Source organism: Streptomyces sp. NBC_00154 (assembly GCF_026342835.1).
Classification (GTDB): Bacteria; Actinomycetota; Actinomycetes; order Streptomycetales; family Streptomycetaceae; genus Streptomyces.
In genome coordinates this window covers 5307548-5327286 of sequence record NZ_JAPEMI010000001.1, presented here as the reverse complement: position 1 = coordinate 5327286, position 19739 = coordinate 5307548, and the positions used below count along the sequence as shown (strand labels likewise).

16 protein-coding genes are annotated in these 19739 nt (G+C 69.5%); 9 read left to right on the top strand and 7 right to left on the bottom strand.

Annotated elements, in window-relative coordinates; all coding sequences use genetic code 11:
- Positions 1 to 110: 110 nt before the first annotated feature.
- Genes OHA03_RS23870 through OHA03_RS23855 form a run of 4 tightly spaced genes read left to right on the top strand, consistent with a single transcriptional unit; the run spans position 111 to position 4320 of the window.
- Positions 111 to 1430 carry an ABC transporter substrate-binding protein gene (locus OHA03_RS23870; RefSeq protein WP_267005833.1) on the top strand — a complete coding sequence of 440 codons (1320 nt, stop codon included), beginning with the start codon at positions 111 to 113 and terminating at the stop codon, positions 1428 to 1430.
- The gene (locus OHA03_RS23865) at positions 1427 to 2353 is read left to right on the top strand and encodes a carbohydrate ABC transporter permease (protein WP_267005832.1); all 927 of its coding nucleotides are present in this window, start codon (positions 1427 to 1429) and stop codon (positions 2351 to 2353) included. Before OHA03_RS23870 ends, OHA03_RS23865 begins: the two co-directional genes overlap by 4 nt.
- Positions 2350 to 3216: a carbohydrate ABC transporter permease gene (locus tag OHA03_RS23860; protein WP_267005831.1), complete on the top strand. Its 867-nt coding sequence runs from the start codon at positions 2350 to 2352 to the stop codon at positions 3214 to 3216. The genes OHA03_RS23865 and OHA03_RS23860 overlap by 4 nt, the downstream gene beginning before the upstream one ends.
- A gap of 42 nt (positions 3217 to 3258) precedes the next feature.
- Positions 3259 to 4320, top strand: a complete 1062-nt coding sequence (locus OHA03_RS23855; protein WP_267005830.1) for a LacI family DNA-binding transcriptional regulator — start codon at positions 3259 to 3261, stop codon at positions 4318 to 4320.
- Between the two features lie 4 nt (positions 4321 to 4324).
- On the opposite strand, the gene OHA03_RS23850 is transcribed toward OHA03_RS23855, so the two are convergent.
- Positions 4325 to 5392: an alkene reductase gene (locus OHA03_RS23850; RefSeq protein WP_267005829.1), complete on the bottom strand. Its 1068-nt coding sequence runs from the start codon at positions 5390 to 5392 to the stop codon at positions 4325 to 4327.
- A gap of 165 nt (positions 5393 to 5557) precedes the next feature.
- Between OHA03_RS23850 and OHA03_RS23845 the strand changes: the two genes are divergently transcribed.
- The gene (locus OHA03_RS23845; RefSeq protein ID WP_267005828.1) at positions 5558 to 6052 is read left to right on the top strand and encodes a MarR family winged helix-turn-helix transcriptional regulator; all 495 of its coding nucleotides are present in this window, start codon (positions 5558 to 5560) and stop codon (positions 6050 to 6052) included.
- A gap of 4 nt (positions 6053 to 6056) precedes the next feature.
- Here OHA03_RS23845 and OHA03_RS23840 read toward each other — a convergent pair whose 3' ends face one another.
- The 6 genes from OHA03_RS23840 to OHA03_RS23815 form a co-directional block, all read right to left on the bottom strand.
- A complete protein-coding gene (locus OHA03_RS23840) occupies positions 6057 to 7118 on the bottom strand; it encodes an aminotransferase class V-fold PLP-dependent enzyme (protein ID WP_267005827.1) in 1062 nt (353 codons plus the stop codon).
- 109 nt (positions 7119 to 7227) lie between these two features.
- Entirely contained in the window at positions 7228 to 7947 is a 720-nt protein-coding gene (locus OHA03_RS23835; protein WP_267005826.1) for a DsbA family oxidoreductase, read from the bottom strand.
- A 151-nt stretch (positions 7948 to 8098) separates the two neighbouring features.
- Positions 8099 to 8626 carry a hypothetical protein gene (locus tag OHA03_RS23830; RefSeq protein ID WP_267005825.1) on the bottom strand — a complete coding sequence of 176 codons (528 nt, stop codon included), beginning with the start codon at positions 8624 to 8626 and terminating at the stop codon, positions 8099 to 8101.
- Positions 8623 to 9333 (bottom strand): hypothetical protein, encoded by a 711-nt coding sequence (locus OHA03_RS23825; RefSeq protein ID WP_267005824.1) that lies wholly within the window; start codon positions 9331 to 9333, stop codon positions 8623 to 8625. The genes OHA03_RS23830 and OHA03_RS23825 overlap by 4 nt, the downstream gene beginning before the upstream one ends.
- An 80-nt stretch (positions 9334 to 9413) precedes the next feature.
- A complete protein-coding gene (locus OHA03_RS23820; RefSeq protein WP_267005823.1) occupies positions 9414 to 11885 on the bottom strand; it encodes a Tox-REase-5 domain-containing protein in 2472 nt (823 codons plus the stop codon).
- A gap of 143 nt (positions 11886 to 12028) precedes the next feature.
- Positions 12029 to 12499 carry a GNAT family N-acetyltransferase gene (locus OHA03_RS23815; protein WP_267005822.1) on the bottom strand — a complete coding sequence of 157 codons (471 nt, stop codon included), beginning with the start codon at positions 12497 to 12499 and terminating at the stop codon, positions 12029 to 12031.
- A gap of 654 nt (positions 12500 to 13153) precedes the next feature.
- Here OHA03_RS23815 and OHA03_RS23810 point away from each other — a divergent pair.
- From OHA03_RS23810 to OHA03_RS23795, 4 genes are all read left to right on the top strand, one after another.
- Entirely contained in the window at positions 13154 to 14095 is a 942-nt protein-coding gene (locus tag OHA03_RS23810; protein WP_267005821.1) for an ABC transporter ATP-binding protein, read from the top strand.
- Positions 14092 to 15468 (top strand): ABC transporter permease, encoded by a 1377-nt coding sequence (locus OHA03_RS23805; RefSeq protein WP_267005820.1) that lies wholly within the window; start codon positions 14092 to 14094, stop codon positions 15466 to 15468. The genes OHA03_RS23810 and OHA03_RS23805 overlap by 4 nt, the downstream gene beginning before the upstream one ends.
- A 6-nt stretch (positions 15469 to 15474) precedes the next feature.
- Positions 15475 to 18222 carry an alkaline phosphatase family protein gene (locus OHA03_RS23800; protein WP_267005819.1) on the top strand — a complete coding sequence of 916 codons (2748 nt, stop codon included), beginning with the start codon at positions 15475 to 15477 and terminating at the stop codon, positions 18220 to 18222.
- Positions 18223 to 18612: 390 nt separating this feature from the next.
- Positions 18613 to 19737, top strand: coding sequence for a phosphodiester glycosidase family protein (locus tag OHA03_RS23795; protein ID WP_267005818.1), 1125 nt, complete (start codon positions 18613 to 18615; stop codon positions 19735 to 19737).
- Positions 19738 to 19739 lie beyond the last annotated feature (2 nt).

Genomic DNA, 19739 nt, shown 5'->3' with positions numbered 1-19739 from the left:
CATAACCGCACAGCAACAACCATTGACAAGTGTCGGATTCGTTTCTCTACTGTGAACGCTCACAGCGCATCTCGGCGCTGCACCCTCGCTTCTCGTCAGGGGAGAATTCCATGAAGTACCGCATCGTCGCGGTGTCCACGGCCGCTGCACTCGCCGCCACCGGCCTGCTCTCGGGCTGCGGCTCGTCGGACGACGACGGCGGGGACGGCCCGGCCGCATCCGGTCCCGTCTCACTCACCTACTGGGCCTGGGCGCCCGGCCTGGACAAGGTCGCGGACATCTGGAACGCGGGCGAGGGCAAGAAGACCGGCATCAAGGTCACGGTGAAGAAGCAGGCGTCGGGCGACGACCTGGTCACCAAGATCATCACGGCGGCCAAGGCCCACAAGGCCCCCGACCTGGTGCAGGCGGAGTACCAGGCGCTCCCCACCCTGGTCTCCAACGACGTGCTCGCCGACATATCCAAGGAGGCGGGCGACGCGAAGGGTGAGTTCGCCGACGGCATCTGGCAGCAGACGACCCTCGGATCGGACGCCCTGTACGCCGTGCCGCAGGACTCCGGCCCGCTGATGTTCTACTACCGCCAGGACCTGTTCAAGCAGTACGGCCTGTCCGTGCCCACCACCTGGGACGAGTTCGCCGAGACGGCCCGCACGCTGAAGAAGAAGGCGCCGGGCAAGGATCTCACCACGTTCTCCTCGAACGACTCCGGTCTCTTCGCGGGCCTCGCCCAGCAGGCCGGGGCGAAGTGGTGGACCACCGGCGGCGACAAGTGGAAGGTCGCCATCGACGACGCCGCCACGCAGAAGGTCGCCGATTTCTGGGGCGGTCTGGTCAAGGAGGGCGCCGTCGACAACCAGCCGATGTACACCCCGGCCTGGAACAAGGCGCTCAACACCGGCAAGCAGATCGCCTGGGTCAGCGCGGTCTGGGCGCCCGGCACCCTCACCACGGCGGCGCCCGACACCAAGGGCAAGTGGGCCATGGCCCCGCTCCCCCAGTGGACGGCCGGCCAGAACGTCACCGGCAGCTGGGGCGGCTCCTCCACCGCCGTCACCAACGACTCCAAGAACAAGGCCGCCGCCGCGACCTTCGCGAAGTGGCTGAACACGGACTCCGAGGCGCTGGCCGCACTGGTCAAGGAGAGCGGCATCTACCCCGCCGCCACGGCCGCCCAGACCGGCGGCGCGCTGGCCCAGGCCCCGGACTACTTCTCCAACCAGCCCGACTTCTACACGAAGGCCGCCGAGATCGCGAAGGGCACCGCCCCCGCCGCCTGGGGCCCGAACGTGAACGTCGCGTACACCGCCTTCAAGGACAACTTCGCCGAGGCCGCCAAGAGCAGGTCGGACTTCGGACCCGCCCTGACCGCGATGCAGGACGCCACCGTCGCCGACCTCAAGAAGCAGGGCTTCGGGGTCTCCGAGTGACACGCGCACGCCGCAGGAGTGCGTACGGGTTCAAGAGCGCCCCGTACGCCTTCCTGGCCCCCGCCACCGTGCTCTTCCTGCTCTTCTTCGCCCTTCCCATCGGGTACGCGCTCTACCTCAGCTTCCGCAGGACCGAGGTCAAGGGGCTCGGTCTGGGCAAGGGTGCCCGCGAGGAGATCTGGGCCGGCTTCGCCAACTACACCGGTGCGCTCTCCGACTCGGAACTGCTGCACGGCGCGCTGCGCATCCTCGGCTACGGCGCGATCGTCGTCCCCGTGATGCTCGGTCTCGCCCTGCTGTTCGCCCTGCTCCTGGACACCGACCGGCTCCGGCTGCGGGGCTTCTCCCGGCTCGCGATCTTCCTGCCGTACGCGATCCCGGGTGTCGTCGCCGCACTCATGTGGGGCTTCCTCTATCTCCCGGACGTCAGCCCCTTCTACTACCTCCTCGACAAAGCCGGGCTGCCGCAGCCCGACCTGCTCGACGGCGGGCCGCTGTATCTCGCCCTCGCCAACATCGCGGTCTGGGGCGGCACCGGCTTCAACATGATCGTGATCTACACCTCGCTGCGGGCGATCCCGGCCGAGGTGTTCGAGGCGGCACGGATCGACGGCTGCTCGCAGTTGCAGATCGCGCTCCGGATCAAGATCCCGATGGTGGCGCCGTCGCTGGTCCTGACGTTCTTCTTCTCGATCATCGCGACGCTCCAGGTGTTCAGCGAGCCGACGACGCTGAAGCCGCTCACCAACTCCCTCTCCACCACCTGGAGTCCGCTGATGAAGGTCTACCAGGACGCCTTCGTCAACAACGACATCTACGCGGCGGCCGCTCAGGCGGTCATCATCGCCGTCGCCACCCTGGTCCTGTCCTTCGGCTTCCTCAGGGCGGCCAACTCCCGTACCAAGAAGGGAGGTTCCCGATGAGTACGCCGCGCCTCGCATCCACCCCCGCGGATTCGCGCCGCTTCGCGCTCGCGCCGACCGCCGCACTGCTCCTCGGCGCGCTCTACTGTCTGCTGCCTGTCGCCTGGGTACTGGTCGCCTCGACCAAGTCCGGCAGCGAGCTGTTCTCCACCTTCACCTTCCTGCCGGGCACCGGCTTCCGCCAGAACGTCTCCGATCTGTCGGCGTACCGCGAGGGCGTGTACTGGAAGTGGATGGCCAACTCGGCGTTCTACGCCGGAGCCGGCGCCCTGCTGTCCACAGCCGTCTCTGCGGTATCGGGGTACGCCCTGGCCGTGTACCGGTTCCGCGGGCAGGAGAGCATCTTCAACATCCTGCTGGCCGGCGTGCTGATGCCGCCGGTCATCCTCGCCGTACCGCAGTACCTGCTGCTGGCCGAGGCCGATCTGACGGACTCCTACCTCTCGGTCCTGCTGCCGGTGATCCTCTCCCCGTACGGGGTGTATCTCGCCCGGATCTACGCGGCCTCCGCCGTACCGGGCGATGTGATCGAGGCGGGACGGATGGACGGCGGCAGCGAGTGGCGGATCTTCCGCACCATCGCCCTGCCGATGATGCTGCCGGGTCTGGTGACCGTCTTCCTGTTCCAGTTCGTCGCGATCTGGAACAACTTCCTGCTCCCGTACATCATGCTCGGTGACGACGAGAAGTTCCCGGTCACCCTGGGCCTCTACACCCTGCTCCAGCAGGGCTCCACCACCCCGGCCCTCTATACCCTGGTGATTACGGGGGCGCTGCTGGCAATCGTCCCGCTGATCGCGCTGTTCCTCGTCATCCAGCGCTTCTGGAGCCTCGACCTGCTCTCCGGCGCCGTAAAGTCCTGACCGGTCCCCGCCAGGACTTCCATTGATGAAAGATCATGCACCATGAGCCGCACAGAACAGCCCGGACAGCCCGGACGGCACGGACAGTCCGGCACGGGACGCCGCAGGCCGCCGACCATCCACGACGTGGCACGGGAGGCCGGAGTCTCGCGCGGCACGGTCTCGCGGGTACTCAACGGCGGGCACAACGTCAGCCCGGCCGCGCTCGATGCGGTCAACTCCGCGATCCGCAAGACCGGCTACACGGTGAACCGCCACGCCAGATCGCTGATCACCGGCCGCTCCGACTCGGTGGCGTTCCTGCTCACCGAGCCGCAGGAGCGGTTCTTCGAGGACCCGAACTTCAATGTGCTGCTGCGGGGCTGCACCGCCGCGCTGGCCGCGCACGACATCCCGCTGCTGCTGATGATCGCGGGAACCGAGGCGGAACGCCGCCGGAACATGCGCTACATCGCCGGTCATGTGGACGGAGTGCTGCTGGTCTCCAGCCACTCCGGCGACCCGGTCGCCGCCCGGCTGCACGAGGCCGGGGTCCCGCTCGTCGCCTGCGGCAAGCCGCTCGGGCAGGGCTCGAAGGTCAGCTATGTGGCGGCCGACGACCGGGACGGCGCCCGGGACATGGTGCGTTATCTGTACGAGTCGGGACGCCGCCGGATCGGTACGGTCAGCGGCCCGCTGGACACCCCCGGCGGCGTCGAACGGCTGGCGGGCTACCGCGAGATGCTCGCCGAGTGCGGGCTGCCCGCCGACGACGCGCTGATCGTCCCGGGCGACTACAGCCGGGCGAGCGGCGAGGCGGCCGCCGCACTTCTGCTGGAGCGGGCCCCGGACCTCGACGCGGTGTTCGTCGCCTCCGACCTGATGGCCCAGGGCGTGCTCGCCGCACTGGAGAAGGGCGGGCGGCGGGTGCCGGAGGATGTCGCGGTCGGCGGCTTCGACGACTCGCCCGCGGCGCTCGCGTCCCGGCCCGAGCTCACCACGATCCGGCAGCCGTGGGACCGGATCAGCGCCGAGATGGTACGGGTACTGCTGGCCCGGATCGGCGGGGAGGAGCCGGCTGCGGTGATCCTCCCCACCGAACTGGTGCGCCGGGATTCGGCGTAGGCCTTCAGGCTCCCAGCGCCGGGTAGTCGACGTACCCCTTGGCGTCCCCGCCGAAGAAGGTGGACGGGTCCGGGCTGTTGAACGGGCCGCCGGCCTTCAGCCGGGCGGGCAGGTCCGGGTTGGCGATGAACAGCGCACCGTACGAGATGATGTCGGCGATCCCGTCGTCGATCACCGAGTGGTCGTCCGGTCCGGTCGGCCCGTCCGTCAGCACATTGATGACGAAGGTTCCGGAGAACTGCTTGCGCAGCGCGAGGGTCAGCTCGCGGATCTCCTTCGCCTCCAGAACGTGCAGATAGGCGAGGCCGAGCGGCTCGATCTCCTGTACCAGCGCGGTGTAGACGGCGTCCGGTGCGGGCTCGTCGATGTCGTTGTACGCGTTTCCGGGCGAGATGCGCAGCCCGGTGCGCTCCGCGCCGATCTCGGCGGCGACGGCCTTGACCACCTCGACGGCGAACCGGATGCGGGCTTCGTCGGAACCGCCCCACTCGTCGGTGCGCAGGTTGGTGTTGGGGGCGAGGAACTGGTGGATGAGGTAGCCGTTGGCACCGTGCAGCTCGACCCCGTCGAAGCCCGCGTCGACGGCGTTGCGGGCGGCGGAGGCGAAGTCGGCCACGGTCTGCCGGATCTCGGCGTCGGTCAGCTCACGCGGCTCGATGAAGTCCTTCGGTCCCACGTGGGTGTAGACCTGGCCGTCGGCCTTGACCGGGGAGGCGCTGACCGGGGTCAGTCCGTCCGGCAGCAGGACCGGGTGGCCGATGCGGCCCGCGTGCATGATCTGGGCGAAGATCCGGCCACCCGCGGCGTGCACCGCGTCGGTGACCTTGCGCCAGGACGCGACCTGCTTCGCGCTGTGCAGACCCGGGGTGAAGGGGTAGCCCTGTCCGACGACGGACGGCTGGATGCCCTCGGTGATGATGAGACCGGCCGAGGCGCGCTGGGCGTAGTACTCGACGGTGAGATCGGTGGCGGTACCGCCGTCACCGGCACGGCTGCGGGTCATCGGGGCCATGGCGATGCGGTTGGCGAGCTGGGTGCCGGACAGGTCGATCGGGTCGAATGCGGTGGTCATGAAAGCCCCTAAGGAAATTTACATGGTCGGCCAAGTATTTCGTCCTGCGCCACTGTAGCGCATTGATTGGCCGACCAAGGTAAAGTTCGTGGAGAGCGCCGGACCCGGACAGGGCCCGATCCGCCGGACAGGCCGCAGGCCGGAGCATCACCCCGAGGAGTCCCCATGAAGGCCGAACCCGTCGACCCCGTCTGTACCGAGCTGCCCAGCGCCGCCCGCGGCGGCCCGGTCAGCCACGCCGTCTCACGGGTCGCCCGGCTGCACCGGATCGCCGCCGGCAAGGCGCTCAGGTGCGCCGGGCTCTACCCCGGCCAGGAGTTCCTGATGATGTACCTGTGGGACGCGGGCGCGGCGCGCCAGTCGGAGCTGATCAAGGCCGCCGACCTCGATCCGTCGACCGTCACCAAGATGCTCCAGCGGCTCGAACAGGCCGGTCATGTCCGCCGCCGCCCCGACCCGGACGACCGGCGGGCCGTCCTGGTCGAGGCCAGCGCGGACAGCTGCGCGCTGCACCTGGATGTCGAGCGGGCCTGGACGAATCTGGAGAAGCGCACGCTCGCCGGGCTGGACGCGACGGAGCGCGCCGAGCTGGCCCGGCTGCTGGCCAAGGTCGAGGAGAACCTCTCCCGGGAGACCGAGAACTGCCCGGAAGGCAGCTGACCGGTCAGCCCGCGAGCACCTCCAGCGCGTGGTCCACATCGGCCTGCGTGTTGTAGAGGTGAAAGGCCGCCCGCAGATTTCCGGCCCGGACCGACACCGCGATACCGGCCCGGGCCAGAGCCGACTCCCGGCTTCCCAGCCCCGGCACGGCGACGACCGCGGACCGGCCGGGCACCGGCTCGTGGCCGATCCCGGCCAGCCCGGTACGGAACCGGGCGGCGAGCGCGGTGTTGTGGGCGTGCACGGTGTCGATGCCGATCTCGGCCAGCAGCGCGAGGGAGCGCTCGGCGCCGTGGTAAGCGAGGAAGGCGGGCGCCTCGTCGAAGCGGCGCGCGGTGGCGGCGAGCCGGCCGACGGGCCCGTACGTGCTGTTCCAGCGGTCCTCGCCGGCCACCCAGCTCGCGTACAACGGCGCCAGGGTCTCCTGCGCCTCTTCGGTGACGGTGAGGAACGAAGTACCGCGTGGGCAGAGCAGGAACTTGAAGCCGCCCGTGACCGTGTAGTCGTAGGCTCCGGCGTCCAGCGGCAGCCAGCCCGCGGACTGGGTCGCGTCGAGGAGGACCCGGGCACCGTGCGCGGCAGCCGCCGCGCGAACCGCGTCGAGGTCGGCGATCCGGCCGTCGGCGGACTGTACGGAGGACAGGGCGACCAGCGCGGTCGTGGGCCGCACCGCCTCGGCCAAGGCGTCCAACGGGGCGTACCGCATCCGCAGATCCCCACGGATCGCGAGGGGGCCGACGACCGAGCTGAACTCTCCCTCGGGGACCAGCACTTCGGCGCCCGGCTCCAGCGAGGCCGCGATCAGACCGACATGGACGGCGACCGAGCTGCCGGTGGCGACCCGGTCGGGACCGACACCGACGAGCCCGGCGAACCGGGTCCGTGCGGCGTCCACGGCGTCGAAGCTGCCGGCGCCCGCACCGGTGCCCGCGGCGTTCTCGTCGGTGAGCGTCTTCACCGCCTCGACGGTCCGGCGGGGTAGCAGCCCGCAGCTGGAGGTGTTGAGGTAGGTGGACTTGGGCGCAAACTCGGCGGCTACGGCCTGGGTGAGCGAGGAGATCTCCATGCGTCCAGCCTGAATGCCCCTCAACTCATCGTCAATCACGAAGAGTTGAGGGGTACCCCCAAGCAATGCTTATCGATGCAGTTGAGCGGCCGGGCGGGGCGGGGCAGGGTCAGCCCTGACTGCCGGACTGCGGAACCTCGCAGGCCCCGTCGGCGTCGCAGGCCGCCCCGTCCGAGCCGATCGCGGTCAGCGGACGGTCCTTCCACGCCTGCTCCAGCGCCTGCGCGAAGACCTCGGCGGGCTGGCCGCCGGAGATCCCGTACCGCCGGTCGAGGACGAAGAACGGCACGGCGTTGGCGCCCAGCTCGGACGCCTCCTGCTCGTCGGCCCGCACCTCGGCCGCGTACGCGTCCGGGTCGGCGAGCACGGCCCGCGCCTCGTCGCCGTCGAGCCCGGCCTCGAGGGCGAGCTCGATCAGCACCTCGGCGTCGAAGACGGACCGCTCCTCGGCGAAGTTCGCCCGGTAGGCGAGTGTCAGCAGCTCGTCCTGGCGTCCACGGGCCTTGGCGAGGTGGAGCAGCCGGTGGATGTCGAAGGTGTTTCCGTGGTCGCGTCCCTCGGTCCGGTAGCCGAGCCCTTCGGCGTGCGCGTTGGCCGCGACGTTCGCCTCCATGGACCGGGCTTCCTCACGGGTACGCCCGTACTTCTGCGCCAGCATGTCGATCACCTGGGCGGTGTCGCCCTTGGCGCGGCCCGGGTCGAGCTCGAAGGACCGGTGCACGACCTCGACCTGGTCGCGATGGGCGAACCCCGCCAGGCCCTTCTCGAAGCGGGCCTTGCCGATGTAGCACCAGGGGCAGGCGATGTCGCTCCAGATCTCGACGCGCATGACTCTTCTTCTCTCCAGGCCGTTGTACAGATGGATCGTGCCGCTGCCCCGGCACGGTTGTGCGAGAGCAGCACGGAGGCACCCTCCGCTCCTTCGACGAACACACGCCCGGACCCTGTCATTCCCGACCGAGCCGGAAGGCGGTCGGCTGCTAATCCTGCAGCTCGACGATCGGGCGGTCGCTGACGAGGGCCACGATGATCATCGGGGCGTCGCCGTCGCACTGGTTGACGGAGGCCGCGACCCACACGTCCGCGGCGCCGGGGCCGGCGGCCACCGGCCCCCACACCGACAGATCGCCGAGGCAGTCCTTGTCGCACAGTGCCTGGAAGAGCGGCGGCATGGACTCGTCCGCGATCTTCCGGAAGATCGGCACCCGCATGCCCACCTTCCGGTGAGCACCCCACCGACGGTCCAATTCCGCCACGAGGTCGTCCAGATGCCCGCGGGCGGCTTCGTCCGCGTCATTCCACTCGGGCGCGTACACGCCGACGAGGCTGCCGCTCTCCCAGAGCGGCAGAATCCGGAAACCCTCGCCCGAGGTGGCGATCCACTCCCCCGTGACCGGGTCCCCCTGGCTGTCCGTCGGTCCGGTCGCCGGTACGGGCCCGGCGAGCAGCGCCTCGATGTCGGAGACCGCCCGGTCGAGTTCGAATGTCTCCCCGGCCCGGGCAGTCACAGCGTGGCCCGGTCCATCGGGCTGGGCAAAGGCTGCAGCGCACCGGCATCACGCAGTTGCAGGTTGGCCCGGACGACTCCTTCGACGTCACCACGTGGCGCAACGGCGAGAAGCACACCGCCGCTGCGCAGTTCCCTTCCGGCGGCCGTCATGGCCTCCGGCAGGAGGGCCGCACGTGACGGGGAGAGACAGCCCACCCAGCCGACGCACGGCTCACCGACAGCGAAACCGGCATCGTCCTCAAGGGCGTCGAGCACGTCGTCGTCGGTCACATCACCGAAGTCCGGCTCCCACGCCTCGGCGACGACCCCGAGGAGATCCGCATCGGGGATCTCGGCGGTGTCCGGAGATTTGATGCCGATCACCATCGACTGGAGGAGGAACTCCGAGGTGCCGCCCCCGTTTCCACTGACCTCGATCGTCCAGTCCGGCTGACCCGCGAGGACGAGCCGCAGCCCGAACCCGACACGGGCCGACCAGCCGTCGGCCTCCCGGACCGCGTGCAGAGCGGCAAGGAGGGATTCCTTGTCCGGCACGAGGTCGGTGGCGGGCCCGGACGAGTGGATCTGCCGCCAGGTCCACCCTGCCCCCGAGCCGGCCGCCGGAAGGCTCTCGGCAAGCCGGTCCAGCGTGAACTCCCACCGTCGGGCCACCGAATCGACCGACTCCTCCCGGGGCCCCCAGAAGCCCCGCACCACACGCCGCATGTCCAGTCTCCGTCATCTGTCGTCCGCCGGGCCGGCCAGAGTCACCGCCCGAGCCAGGCTAGTGCCTGCCGCGCGGAGCATCAGTCGAACGCCCCGGGCTTCCTGGTGCTGTTGCTCGGGTGCTGCTTGGTGTAGACGACCCTGATCCGTTTCCCCTCTTCCCGGAACGCCTTGCGGGCAGCCTTGGCCACGTCCGGGTTGGAGAAGTGCCATTCGACGGCGCGGCCCCCGGACGCATCGATCTGGCGCTGCGCCTCGTCGATGAATTTCTTCTTGCCGGACGGTGTCAGCGATCCCTTGTCGGTATCCGAGAGGTAGCTCTCGTAGCCGTTCTTGGCCTCCAGGAACGTCTGCCTGCCGGAGTCCCAGCCGTCGTACTCCACTTGCGGTACACCCTCGTCGGGGTGTGCGACGACGTACTCCTTGCCGCGCTTGGTGCCGGTGACCTGCTCCTGGTAACGCAGCCAGGACTCGTTCTCCCAGTTGGGCGGAGGGTTGCGGTCGCGGCTCGCCCAGTAGCCGTCGCCGAGGTCGGCGGACCCCAGTTCCGGGTCCTTGAGGTCCTTGGCCCAGTCCGGCGGGTTGTAATTGCGGGGGTCCGAAGTGTCGTTGCGCTTGGGATCGGGATACGGCTTCTTGCTCGCCAGAGCCTTGGCCGCGCGATCCTTCTCCTCGGCGCGCTTCTTGTCCGTCCAGGCGGCCCGCTCCTGCTCCCGGGCCTCCTTCGCCTTGGCCTCGGCGGCCTTGTCGCAGCCGTCGTCGGCGAGGATCACATGGTTCGGGGGCCCTGCGGCGAGCACCCCGGTTCCGGCCCCGGAGATCCCACCGTAACCGCCGTAGCGCACCCGGGGGCCGAGGGCGATGCTGCAGCCCGTCCTGCGCGCCGCATCCTCTGCTTCGTCCGCCGCCTCGTCGGCCTCCTTGGCCGCCTTGCGGACCCCGTCGATGTCTCCGACTTCAGCGGCCTTACGGGCGCGGCGCGCCGCGTTGCCGGCGTTCTCGGCGGCTTCGGCCACCTTCGCGGCGACCTTGCCGAGCTTGCCGAGCTTGCTGGCCTTGCCGACGACCTTCGCGACGTCGTAGCCGGGGATGAAGAGCGATCCGATGTTCCAGACGACATCGGTGACGGCCCGCGTCTTCTCCCCGTTGTTCCAGCGGTCCCGTACCTCGTCGCCGACGAACATGTCGTCGCCGACCTTCACGACGGTGTTGACCGAGGCCTTGCCCCAGTCGCCGAGCGCACCGAGGTAGTCGCCCTTGTCCCACTTGCTCCCGGCGTCCTTGGAGTCCTGCATCCACGTGCTGCCCAGCTGCTTGCCGTAATCGGCCAGGCCGGACCAGGTCTCGGGCTTGAACAGGTCGATGATGCCGGTGACATCACCCCAGACACCGTCGACGGCGAGGCCCTTGACGACCTGGGTGGTGCGGTCCCATGCACAGCCGAAGAAGCCCCAGCCGCCGCAGTCCTCCTTCTTGTCGCCGTCGTTCCCGGAGTCGCCGGAGTCGTCGGAGTCCGCGTCCGAGACGGGGGTGTCGTACGTGGCCTCGGGCTCGGTGCTGGTCTCGGGGTAGGTGTCGGTGCCCGGACCGTCGGGTCCGCCGGTGCCGCCTCCGGATCCGGTGGTGGAGCCTCCGTCGGCGCCCCCGTTCGCTGTCCCGCCGGTGGAGCCGCCGGCGCCGTTCGCACCACCGCCGTCGGATCCGCCGCTGCCGTTCGCACCACCCGCGCCGGTGCCGTTCGCACCACCCGTGCCGGTGGATCCCCCATCCGTGCCACCGGCGACGGCGCCGCCGTTGTCGGCGCCGCTCGAGTCCGACCCCCCGGCGACGGCGCTGCCACCCGCGCCCGAACCGCCCCCGTCCGTACCGCCCGCGGTCCTACCGGCCCCGACCGTGTCGCTGCCGGTACCCGTCACCTCGCACGACGTACCCGTGAGCGAGCAGATCGCCGCCTGGAGGCGGTCCGTGATCTGGCCGCCGACTCCGCTCAGCACCAGCGCGCCGATGAGGGCCACGACGATCAGGACCAGGCCCAGGTACTCCAGAGCCGTCTGCCCCCGGTCCCGCCGCCAGGTGATCATGTGGGAGAACGAGAACTCGGGCTTGTCCTCCCGGGCCCTCGCCGGCAGCCGGAACCACTCGCGGCTCTGCGTCCGGGTGAGGAACACCAGGATCAGTACGGGCAGGAACAACTGGGTGAAGCCGTGCACCGACCCGTTCGCAACGTTGGCGAGGCCGCCGAGGATCAGCCACACCTGTACGGCGATCAGGCCGCCCCATACGCCCCTGCCGCCGGTCCAGGCGCGTCGCGAGAGCATCCAGCCCACGACTCCGGGCGCGGCCCCGTACAGCGCGAGGCCGATGACCACGCCGCCCATCGCGTCCGCGGCGAGCGCGGAGCCGAACAGCCCGAGGCCGCCCAGCACGGTGGCGCCGAACAGGACATGCAGCAGGATGCGGGCCGCTCCGAGTGCCCGTGGCAGCTCCCGTCGCCCCTCACCCGGCGCCGGAGCGTCACCTCCGTATGCGGGTATGCCACCGATCGCGGACATGCCTTGTCTCCCCCAACCAGACCTGCCGACAAGCAGAGTGATGCCCGTTCAGGCTAGGGGCGCTGCGGGTCGGAGTCTTGGGCCCCAGGGCCCAACTCCGGTCCCAAGGGGGCGTGGTGAGGCCCTATCGAGGACGGTGGCCGTCAGCTCACCGTGAGGCGCAGGACCAGATGGGTGCCGGCGCGCGGGTGGTCGGGATCGGGGGTCCAGCCCCGGTCGGCGTAGAAGGACCGGGCGCGGGTGTTGTGCACGAAGACTTCCAGCCGGGCACTGTCCACTCCGGCCTGCCGCCAGGCGTCGACGCAGGCGGTGTGGAGTTCGGTGCCGATTCCCGTACGCCAGTGGGACGGGGAGACATGGAGCTGGGTGAGGTGCATGACGCCGTCGCGTACGGCGAAGGCCGCGACGCCGGCGAGGGTCCCGTCCCGTTCGGCGCAGAGCACGGTGGCGTCCGGGCGGTCTATCGCGCGGGACCAGCCGTCGCGGCTGCGACCGACCTCGGCGGCGCCCGCGTACTCCTCCTCCGGGAGGTGGCCCCGGTAGTACGTGGCGCGGGCCTCGGTGTGCAGCCGGACGACGGCGTCGAGATCGGCGGGTGTGGCGGTTCTGATCATGCGGGGAGGGACGCGCGCGGATCATCTCGTGGTTGCACCGGCTGCCGCGCACCCGCACTACGGACCGCGGCGGCCGTGCGGACGGACCGTGCGGACACGACCGCGGACACGCCTCAGGTCTTCCCGTCGCCCGCTCCGCCGGTCACCGGTGCGACGACGGACGGAGCGGGCTCTGCCCTGTACGGGGACGACGGGGTGCCGGATGGTTCGACGCGTCTGCGAGGCGGCTCAGTTGCCGTCGCGCAGATCGTCGAGCCCCGTCGGCCGCTGCGGTGCGGTGCCTGCACAGTGCGTCCCGGGCACGCTTCGTGCCGGTAGCGCACCGGAGTGCGGCCACGGCACTTCGTACGGAGTCGGTGCGTCCAGGTGTGACCCAAGTCCGGCTGCTCGATGTCGGCTACTTCGTGCACACGGGACTTGCCGATGCCCTGTCGTGATCACGATCCAACTGGCGGAGATGCTTGCGACCGCGAGTGTCCGGTGGCCCGGTGAGCTCTGCGATCCGGCATCGAAAAGGTGCGGGTGACGGCTGCCGGCGAGGAATCGATGCAGCGTCTTCCGGTCGTTTCCCATTACACGAACATTCAACTCGCCGCCCCTGCCTGCGCTGTGTGCCGTCCCTAAGGTCACTGGAGGTTTCGAAAGAAGGGGCTCATGGACACACACATCGCCATCCGGGCACGCGGGGTCACGAAATGCTTCGGCGACGTCGTCGCACTCGACGGCATCGATCTGGACGTGGCGCAAGGTCAGATCCACGGCTTGGTCGGACCGAACGGCGCCGGGAAGACGACCTTGCTCGGGCTCCTGCTGGGGCTCGCGGTTGCCGACAGTGGTCGCCTCGAGGTCCTGGGCACACCGGTCGGGCGGGCACTCGACGCTCCCGACGGTGTCGCCGGCTTCGTGGACAGTCCCGCTCTCTACCCTTCGCTCACTCCACGGCAGAACCTCGCCGCGCTGGCCGCACTCCGCGGCCACGACGCGCGCACGGCGGGAGTCGACGACGTACTCGCCGAGGTCGGCCTCACCGGCGTCGCCGACGACCGCACCCGCGGCTTCTCCCTCGGCATGCGCCAGCGGCTCGGACTCGCCGCCGCCCTGCTGACCAAGCCCCGGCTGCTCGTGCTCGACGAACCGTCCAACGGCCTCGACCCGGCGGGCAAGAAGCACGTGCACGGTGTCCTCAACCGGCTCACGGCCGACGGAACCGCCGTCGTGCTCTCGAGCCACAACATGGACGACCTCGAGGCGCTGTGCTCCGAGGTGACCATCCTCGCCGCCGGACGCATCGTCTTCTCCGGCCCGCTGAGCAAGCTGGCTACCGAAAACCGCGAACTCGACTACCGGCTGCTCACCTCCGACCCGCAGGCCGCCCGCCGACTGGCTGTCGACACGGCCGGGATCCAGGTCGTCGACGACGCCGACGTACGGCACGACGCCCAGATGCTCGTCGTGCGCGCGCAGGTGCCCGCCCTCGACGAACTGGTGGCGGGGCTGGTGCACGCGGGCATCGCGGTGCGCGAGCTCGCCCCCGTGGTGTCGCCGCTCGAAGCCGCGTTTCTCGCCCTCACCGAACAGCAGGAGGTCGGCCGATGACCGCGACCCTCACCCCGAGCCGGGAACAGGAACACGAGCAGGTGACCAGGGGCCCTCGTGTCCCCGTCACCCGCGTCTGTCGCTTCGAGTTCGTCAAGCTCGTCTCCCAGTGGCGGATCCGCCTGCTGGTCCTCGCCTGTTGGATCGTGCCTGCTGTCTTCGTCGCCGGCGTGAGCCAGCAGGCCACGCTCCCCGTGGACACCCTCTTCGGGCGCTGGATGCACGCCTCCGGGTGGGCCGGGCCGCTGGTGATGCTCGGTTTCGCGGGGTCCTGGGCGCTCCCGCTGCTGACCTCGATCGTGGCCGGTGACGTGTTCGCCTCCGAGGACCGGCTCGGCACCTGGCGTCAGCTGCTCGTGGCGGTCCGCTCGCCTCGGCGGATCTTCGTGGCGAAGGCAGCCGCCAGCCTCACCGTCCTGCTGCTGCTCGTGGCCGGGCTCGCGGTCTCCAGCACGGTCGGCGGCCTGCTTGCGGTCGGCAACCAGCCGCTGGTCGGCCTCGACGGCCACCTCCTGGCGCCGTCGGACGCCGCCGTTCAGGTCCTGCTCTCCTGGATCTGCGTCCTCGCTCCGACCCTGGCGCTTGCCGCGCTCGGCTTCCTCGGGTCGGTCACGCTGGGACGGTCCCCGATGGGTCTCCTGGTGCCCGTACTCGTCTCGCTCGCGATGGCGGTCGCCCAGATACTGCCGCTCCCCGTGGCCGTCCGGGTCGCCCTGCCCAGCTACGCCTTCGTCTCCTGGAACGGACTGTTCACCGGCCCGCAGCAGCTCGGCCCGCTGCTGATCGGCGTCGTCGTCAGCCTCGTGTGGGCCGTGGTCGCGACGGCGCTGGCCTATGCGCTCTTCGTACGGCGCGAATTCACCAACCCGACCCACGACGGTTCGGGCCGCCGCGCGATCACCGTCGGAGTCCTGCCGCTCGTCGGGGTGGCCGCCGTGTCGTTCGCGGTCGTCGCCGCGACGACCTCGGCGACGGGCTCCGGGATCGAGCAGGACAAGGTGCAGCGCTCGGTCGCCACGGCGTTCGCGCACCTGTACCGCATGCAGACCGACCAACTCAACAGACCCGCCGTCACCGAGGCCCAGTTGAAGGCCACGGCGGCGTGCAACAAGGGAAGCACCAGGGTCGCAGCGCAGGGCCCGGGCAACGACTGGCGCTGCGTCGTGACCTGGCATCTTCCCGGCGTCGAGGCCACAGGACAGGCCATCTACCAACTCGACGTCACTCCGGACGGGCGGTTCATGGCCGATGGCGATGGACCGAAGGAAGTGAACGGCTACTTCCTGGTGCGGACCCCCGAAGGGGACGCACCGAACCCGCTGTGGCAGTTCGACGGCAATGTCGAACTGCTCGACACCACCCTGAAGGGATAACACTCAATGCAGGTAACTCGCCGCCGCAAGCTCGCTGAGGAAGCTCGGATCAGCCTCCTCGGTAGACTCATCGGCCGCCGGATACCGCTGTTGACGGCCGGCACCACCGCCGTCGCTCTCGTGGTCGCCGGCACGGCGTACGCGCAGACCCACCAGTTCGGCACGGACCAGGTCGGTCAGGTCACTGCCGACGGCCAGGTCGTCTCCGGCAACCAGTACATCGCCCCGTACGGCGACCGTCTTGTCATCAACGAGGGCAAGATCATGTCGTCCTCGGTCAGCCCGGACGGCACGCACATGGCCGCCTCGGTCACCGACGGTGGCGCGGCCCTGGCCATCGTGGACCTGAAGAACTGGAAGACGCAGCAGCTCGTCAGCAACGCCGCGTCGTCCAACCCCCGCCTCAGCAGCATCAACGTGGGCCAGGAAGGCCCGACGTACTCGCCCGACGGCAAGCAGCTGTGGCTGGGCCAGCCGGACGGCTACACCGTGCTCACCGTGAACGCGGACGGCAGCGTCTCCAGCCCGAGGACCGTCGCCATCCCGGCGCAGGGTTCCAAGAAGGCCCTGGTGGGCGAGGCGGTGTTCTCGGCCGACGGCAAGACCGTGTACTCCGCGGTCAACGGCCAGAACCGGGTCGTCGCCATCGACGCCGCGACCGGCGCCATCAAGCAGAGCTGGAACGTGGGCAACGCCCCGCGCGACATGATCGTCGTCGGCGGCAAGCTCTACGTCAGCAACGAGGGTGGCCGCCCGGCCAGGCCCGGCGAGCCCACGATCAACTCGTACGGCACGCAGGTACTCGCCGACCAGAAGACCGCTGCCACCCTCAGCGGCACGGTCAGCGTCATCGACCTGGAGAACCAGGACGCCGCCGTCTCCAGCATCGATGTCGGTCTGCACCCGACCGCCCTGTACGCCAAGAACGGGGCGCTGTTCGTCACCAACACGGCGACCAACGACGTGTCGGTCATCGACACGGCGAAGGGCAAGGTCGTCCAGACCATCGCCACCCAGCCGTGGGCCGAGGCCTCCGTGGGTTACGAGCCCAACGCGGTGACCCTCACCGACGACGGTCACCTGCTGGTGACCCTCGGCCGTGCCAACGCGGTCGCCGTCTACAACTACACCTCCGCGCAGGAGCCGGTCAGCTACGTCGGCCTGCTCCCGACGGACTACTTCCCGTCCGAGATCACCACCGTCGGCGACCAGGTCTACGTCTCCAACACCCGTGGTATCGACGCCCGCCGTAAGGCCAGCGGTCACGGCACCCACGACACGACGTCGAGCCTGACGAAGTTCACGCTGCCCGACGACGGCGTGATCAAGTCCTACACCGGCAAGGTCTTCAAGCAGAACGGCTGGAACGGCGAGTCGCTCAAGAAGTCCAACGGCAAGCCGGCCAAGCCGGTGCCGGTCCCGGTCAAGCTCGGCGACCCCTCGACGATCAAGCACGTCTTCCTCCTCGTCAAGGAGAACCGGACCTACGACCAGGTCTTCGGTGACATCCCGGAGGGCAACGGCGACCCGTCGCTGGCCCAGTACGGCGAGAACGTCACGCCGAACCAGCACGCCCTGGCCAAGCAGTTCGGCTTGTTCGACAACACGTACGACATCGGCACGAACTCCGCCGAGGGCCACAACTGGCTGATGCAGGCGGACAACCCGGAGTACACCGAGTCCTCCGCCGGTGAGTACACCCGCAGTTACGACACCGAGGACGACGCGCTCGGCCACCAGAAGTCCGGTTTCATCTGGACCGGTGCGCAGGACGCGGGCAAGTCCGTGCGCAACTTCGGTGAGTTCCAGCAGTTCCTGACCAAGCCGTCGGACGCGAGCTGGCAGAACCTGTACTGCGACACCAGGAACATGGCGGCGACCGGTCAGGACACCGCCTACCCGCTGAACTCGACCTCGCCGATCCCGTCGCTCAACGACGTGTCGGTGCACGGCTTCCCGAAGTTCGACACCAGCGTCCCAGACGTCTACCGCTCCGAGATCTGGAAGAAGGACTTCCAGAAGAACGGTCCGGCGAACCTGAACATGTTCTGGCTCTCCAGCGACCACACCGGTGGCCCGGTGAGCGGTCCCGCCCAGGTCGCGGACAACGACCTCGCCGTCGGCAAGATCGTTGACGAGATCTCGCACAGCAAGTACTGGAAGGACTCGGCGATCTTCGTGGTCGAGGACGACTCCCAGGCCGGCCTCGACCACGTCGACGGCCACCGCGCCCCGGTCCAGATCATCAGCCCCTGGGCCAAGCACGGCGTGGTGGACAGCCACTACTACTCGCAGATCAACATGATGCGGACCATCGAGCAGATCCTCGGGGTCCAGCCGATGAACCAGAAGGACACCGCGGCCACCCCGATGGCCGCGGCGTTCACCCAGCACCCGGACTTCACGCCGTTCAAGGCGCTGCCCAACCGGGTCTCGCTGACCGACGGTGTGAAGACCGCGCCGTCCTGTGGTCTGGACACCCCCGCGGCGCAGAGCACGAAGGCGGCGGCCGTGCCGTCGGCCTCGGTGCCGGCGGACATGAAGAACGTCGCCGCCGAGTGGGACCGGTGGAAGTCGAAGCAGCGGCTGACCGGCCCCCAGGCCGTGCCGGACTACGCTCCGCCCGCGCAGATGAACCACATGTCCTGGTACGAGTCGCACAACTGGAAGAAGCCCTACCCGGGCGAGAAGAAGATCTACGCTCCTCAGGACGTGCCGGGCGCGTTCATCCCGTCGGCGGAGAACGACGGCTGACGTAGGACCGGTCAGCACAGCCTGATCGCGTAAACGAGCCCCTGGCCGGCGTCGCCGCCGACCAGGGGCCGTCTTCTGTCTCCTGTACGGCAAAGAGAGGCAGCTGAAGCGCCTACGCGTGACGGCCCTTCGGCCAGATGAGCGGGCACCTGGGCGACACCGCACCGCCCGCAGGCCACTCCTGACAAGGCCTCACCCTGCAGGCGGGCACGACAAAGGCTCGCGGCCCACCGCAACGACAAAAGGCAAATTCACAGCCGGGTTTCACCGACTGCTCGTGCTGCCGTCATTCGCACGCATCGGTTGATCTTTTCAATCAGGCACGCATCCATGATCGAAATGGGCGTAGCGGGGTGTTTCCCCCGCTTCATCTCCTGACCCGAGGTTCCCATGACATTGACGGTCCTCAGCCGTCGGCGTGCGAGACCGCTGATGGTGGTGCTCGCCACAGCGACAGCACTGGCCGCCGCGCCTGCCGTCGCGTACGCGGGCAGCGGCGCGCCCGCTCCGGTCCCTGTTGCTCCGGCCAACATCGATCCGGTCACCGGTGTGCCGGCCACCGGCACGCCCGCCACTGGTGCGCCCGCCACCGGCACGCCCGCCACCGGTGGAATCCCCGTGACCAACACGTCCGAGAAGATCGGCCCGGGGATCGACCTGCAACAGGTGAAGGCGCTCGCCCAGGAGGGCTGGTACGACGCGCAGTTCCTGAACGTGGACCTGTCCAACAGCGCGGTCGGCACGGACCTGCTGACCTCCGGATCGGTCGCCTCCGGCGGCCCGCTCAGCAAGGCCGCCAACAAGGCCGGCGCGGTCGCGGGCGTCAACGGCGAGTTCTTCGACATCGGAAACTCCAACGCGGCCCTCGGTGGCGAGGTCCAGAACGGGAAGCTGATCAAGTCCGCCGACACCGGCGGCCGTCAGCACGTGGGCGTCAGCAAGGACGGCATGGCCCAGCTCGTGGACCTCACGGTCGACGCGAACGCGAACTTCGCGGGCGCGGACCACAAGGTGCTGTCGCTCAACGCCGCGAACGGCGGCGGGGTCCCCGCGGACGGTCTGATCGCGTTCACGTCGGCGTGGGGCGACTACAGCCGCAACCGCGGCCTGACGGGCGTGCCCAACGACCAGATCGCCGAGGTGCTGGTCAAGAACGGCTCGGTCGTGTCGGTCACGCCGAACGGTCCCGCGGGCTCGGGGACGATCCCGGACGACAGCTTCGTGCTCGTCGGGCGCGGCGCCGCGGCGACCGCGCTCCGCGGGCTGCAGCCCGGCGACCCGGCGAAGCTCAACTACGATCTCGCCGACAACGTTGCCAAGACGATGAAGTTCGCGGTCGGCCACGGCGGCACCATCATCTCCGGCGGCAAGGTCGTCAGCGGTCTCGACACCTCGATCGCCCCCCGCACCGCGCTCGGCTTCAAGGACGGCGGCAAGAAGCTCGTGCTCGCCACCTGGGACGGCCCGGGCGGCACCGGCAAGGGGCGGCATCGGGATCGACGAGGAAGCGCGTGAAC

Coding starts and splice junctions, on each gene's coding strand:
- OHA03_RS23870 (WP_267005833.1), top strand. CDS start 111: ATGAAGTACCGCATCGTCGCGGTGTCCACGGCCGCTGCACTCGCCGCC.
- OHA03_RS23860 (WP_267005831.1), top strand. CDS start 2,350: ATGAGTACGCCGCGCCTCGCATCCACCCCCGCGGATTCGCGCCGCTTC.
- OHA03_RS23855 (WP_267005830.1), top strand. CDS start 3,259: ATGAGCCGCACAGAACAGCCCGGACAGCCCGGACGGCACGGACAGTCC.
- OHA03_RS23850 (WP_267005829.1), bottom strand. CDS start 5,392: ATGACCACCGCATTCGACCCGATCGACCTGTCCGGCACCCAGCTCGCC.
- OHA03_RS23845 (WP_267005828.1), top strand. CDS start 5,558: ATGAAGGCCGAACCCGTCGACCCCGTCTGTACCGAGCTGCCCAGCGCC.
- OHA03_RS23840 (WP_267005827.1), bottom strand. CDS start 7,118: ATGGAGATCTCCTCGCTCACCCAGGCCGTAGCCGCCGAGTTTGCGCCC.
- OHA03_RS23835 (WP_267005826.1), bottom strand. CDS start 7,947: ATGCGCGTCGAGATCTGGAGCGACATCGCCTGCCCCTGGTGCTACATC.
- OHA03_RS23825 (WP_267005824.1), bottom strand. CDS start 9,333: ATGCGGCGTGTGGTGCGGGGCTTCTGGGGGCCCCGGGAGGAGTCGGTC.
- OHA03_RS23820 (WP_267005823.1), bottom strand. CDS start 11,885: ATGTCCGCGATCGGTGGCATACCCGCATACGGAGGTGACGCTCCGGCG.
- OHA03_RS23815 (WP_267005822.1), bottom strand. CDS start 12,499: ATGATCAGAACCGCCACACCCGCCGATCTCGACGCCGTCGTCCGGCTG.
- OHA03_RS23810 (WP_267005821.1), top strand. CDS start 13,154: ATGGACACACACATCGCCATCCGGGCACGCGGGGTCACGAAATGCTTC.
- OHA03_RS23805 (WP_267005820.1), top strand. CDS start 14,092: ATGACCGCGACCCTCACCCCGAGCCGGGAACAGGAACACGAGCAGGTG.
- OHA03_RS23800 (WP_267005819.1), top strand. CDS start 15,475: ATGCAGGTAACTCGCCGCCGCAAGCTCGCTGAGGAAGCTCGGATCAGC.
- OHA03_RS23795 (WP_267005818.1), top strand. CDS start 18,613: ATGACATTGACGGTCCTCAGCCGTCGGCGTGCGAGACCGCTGATGGTG.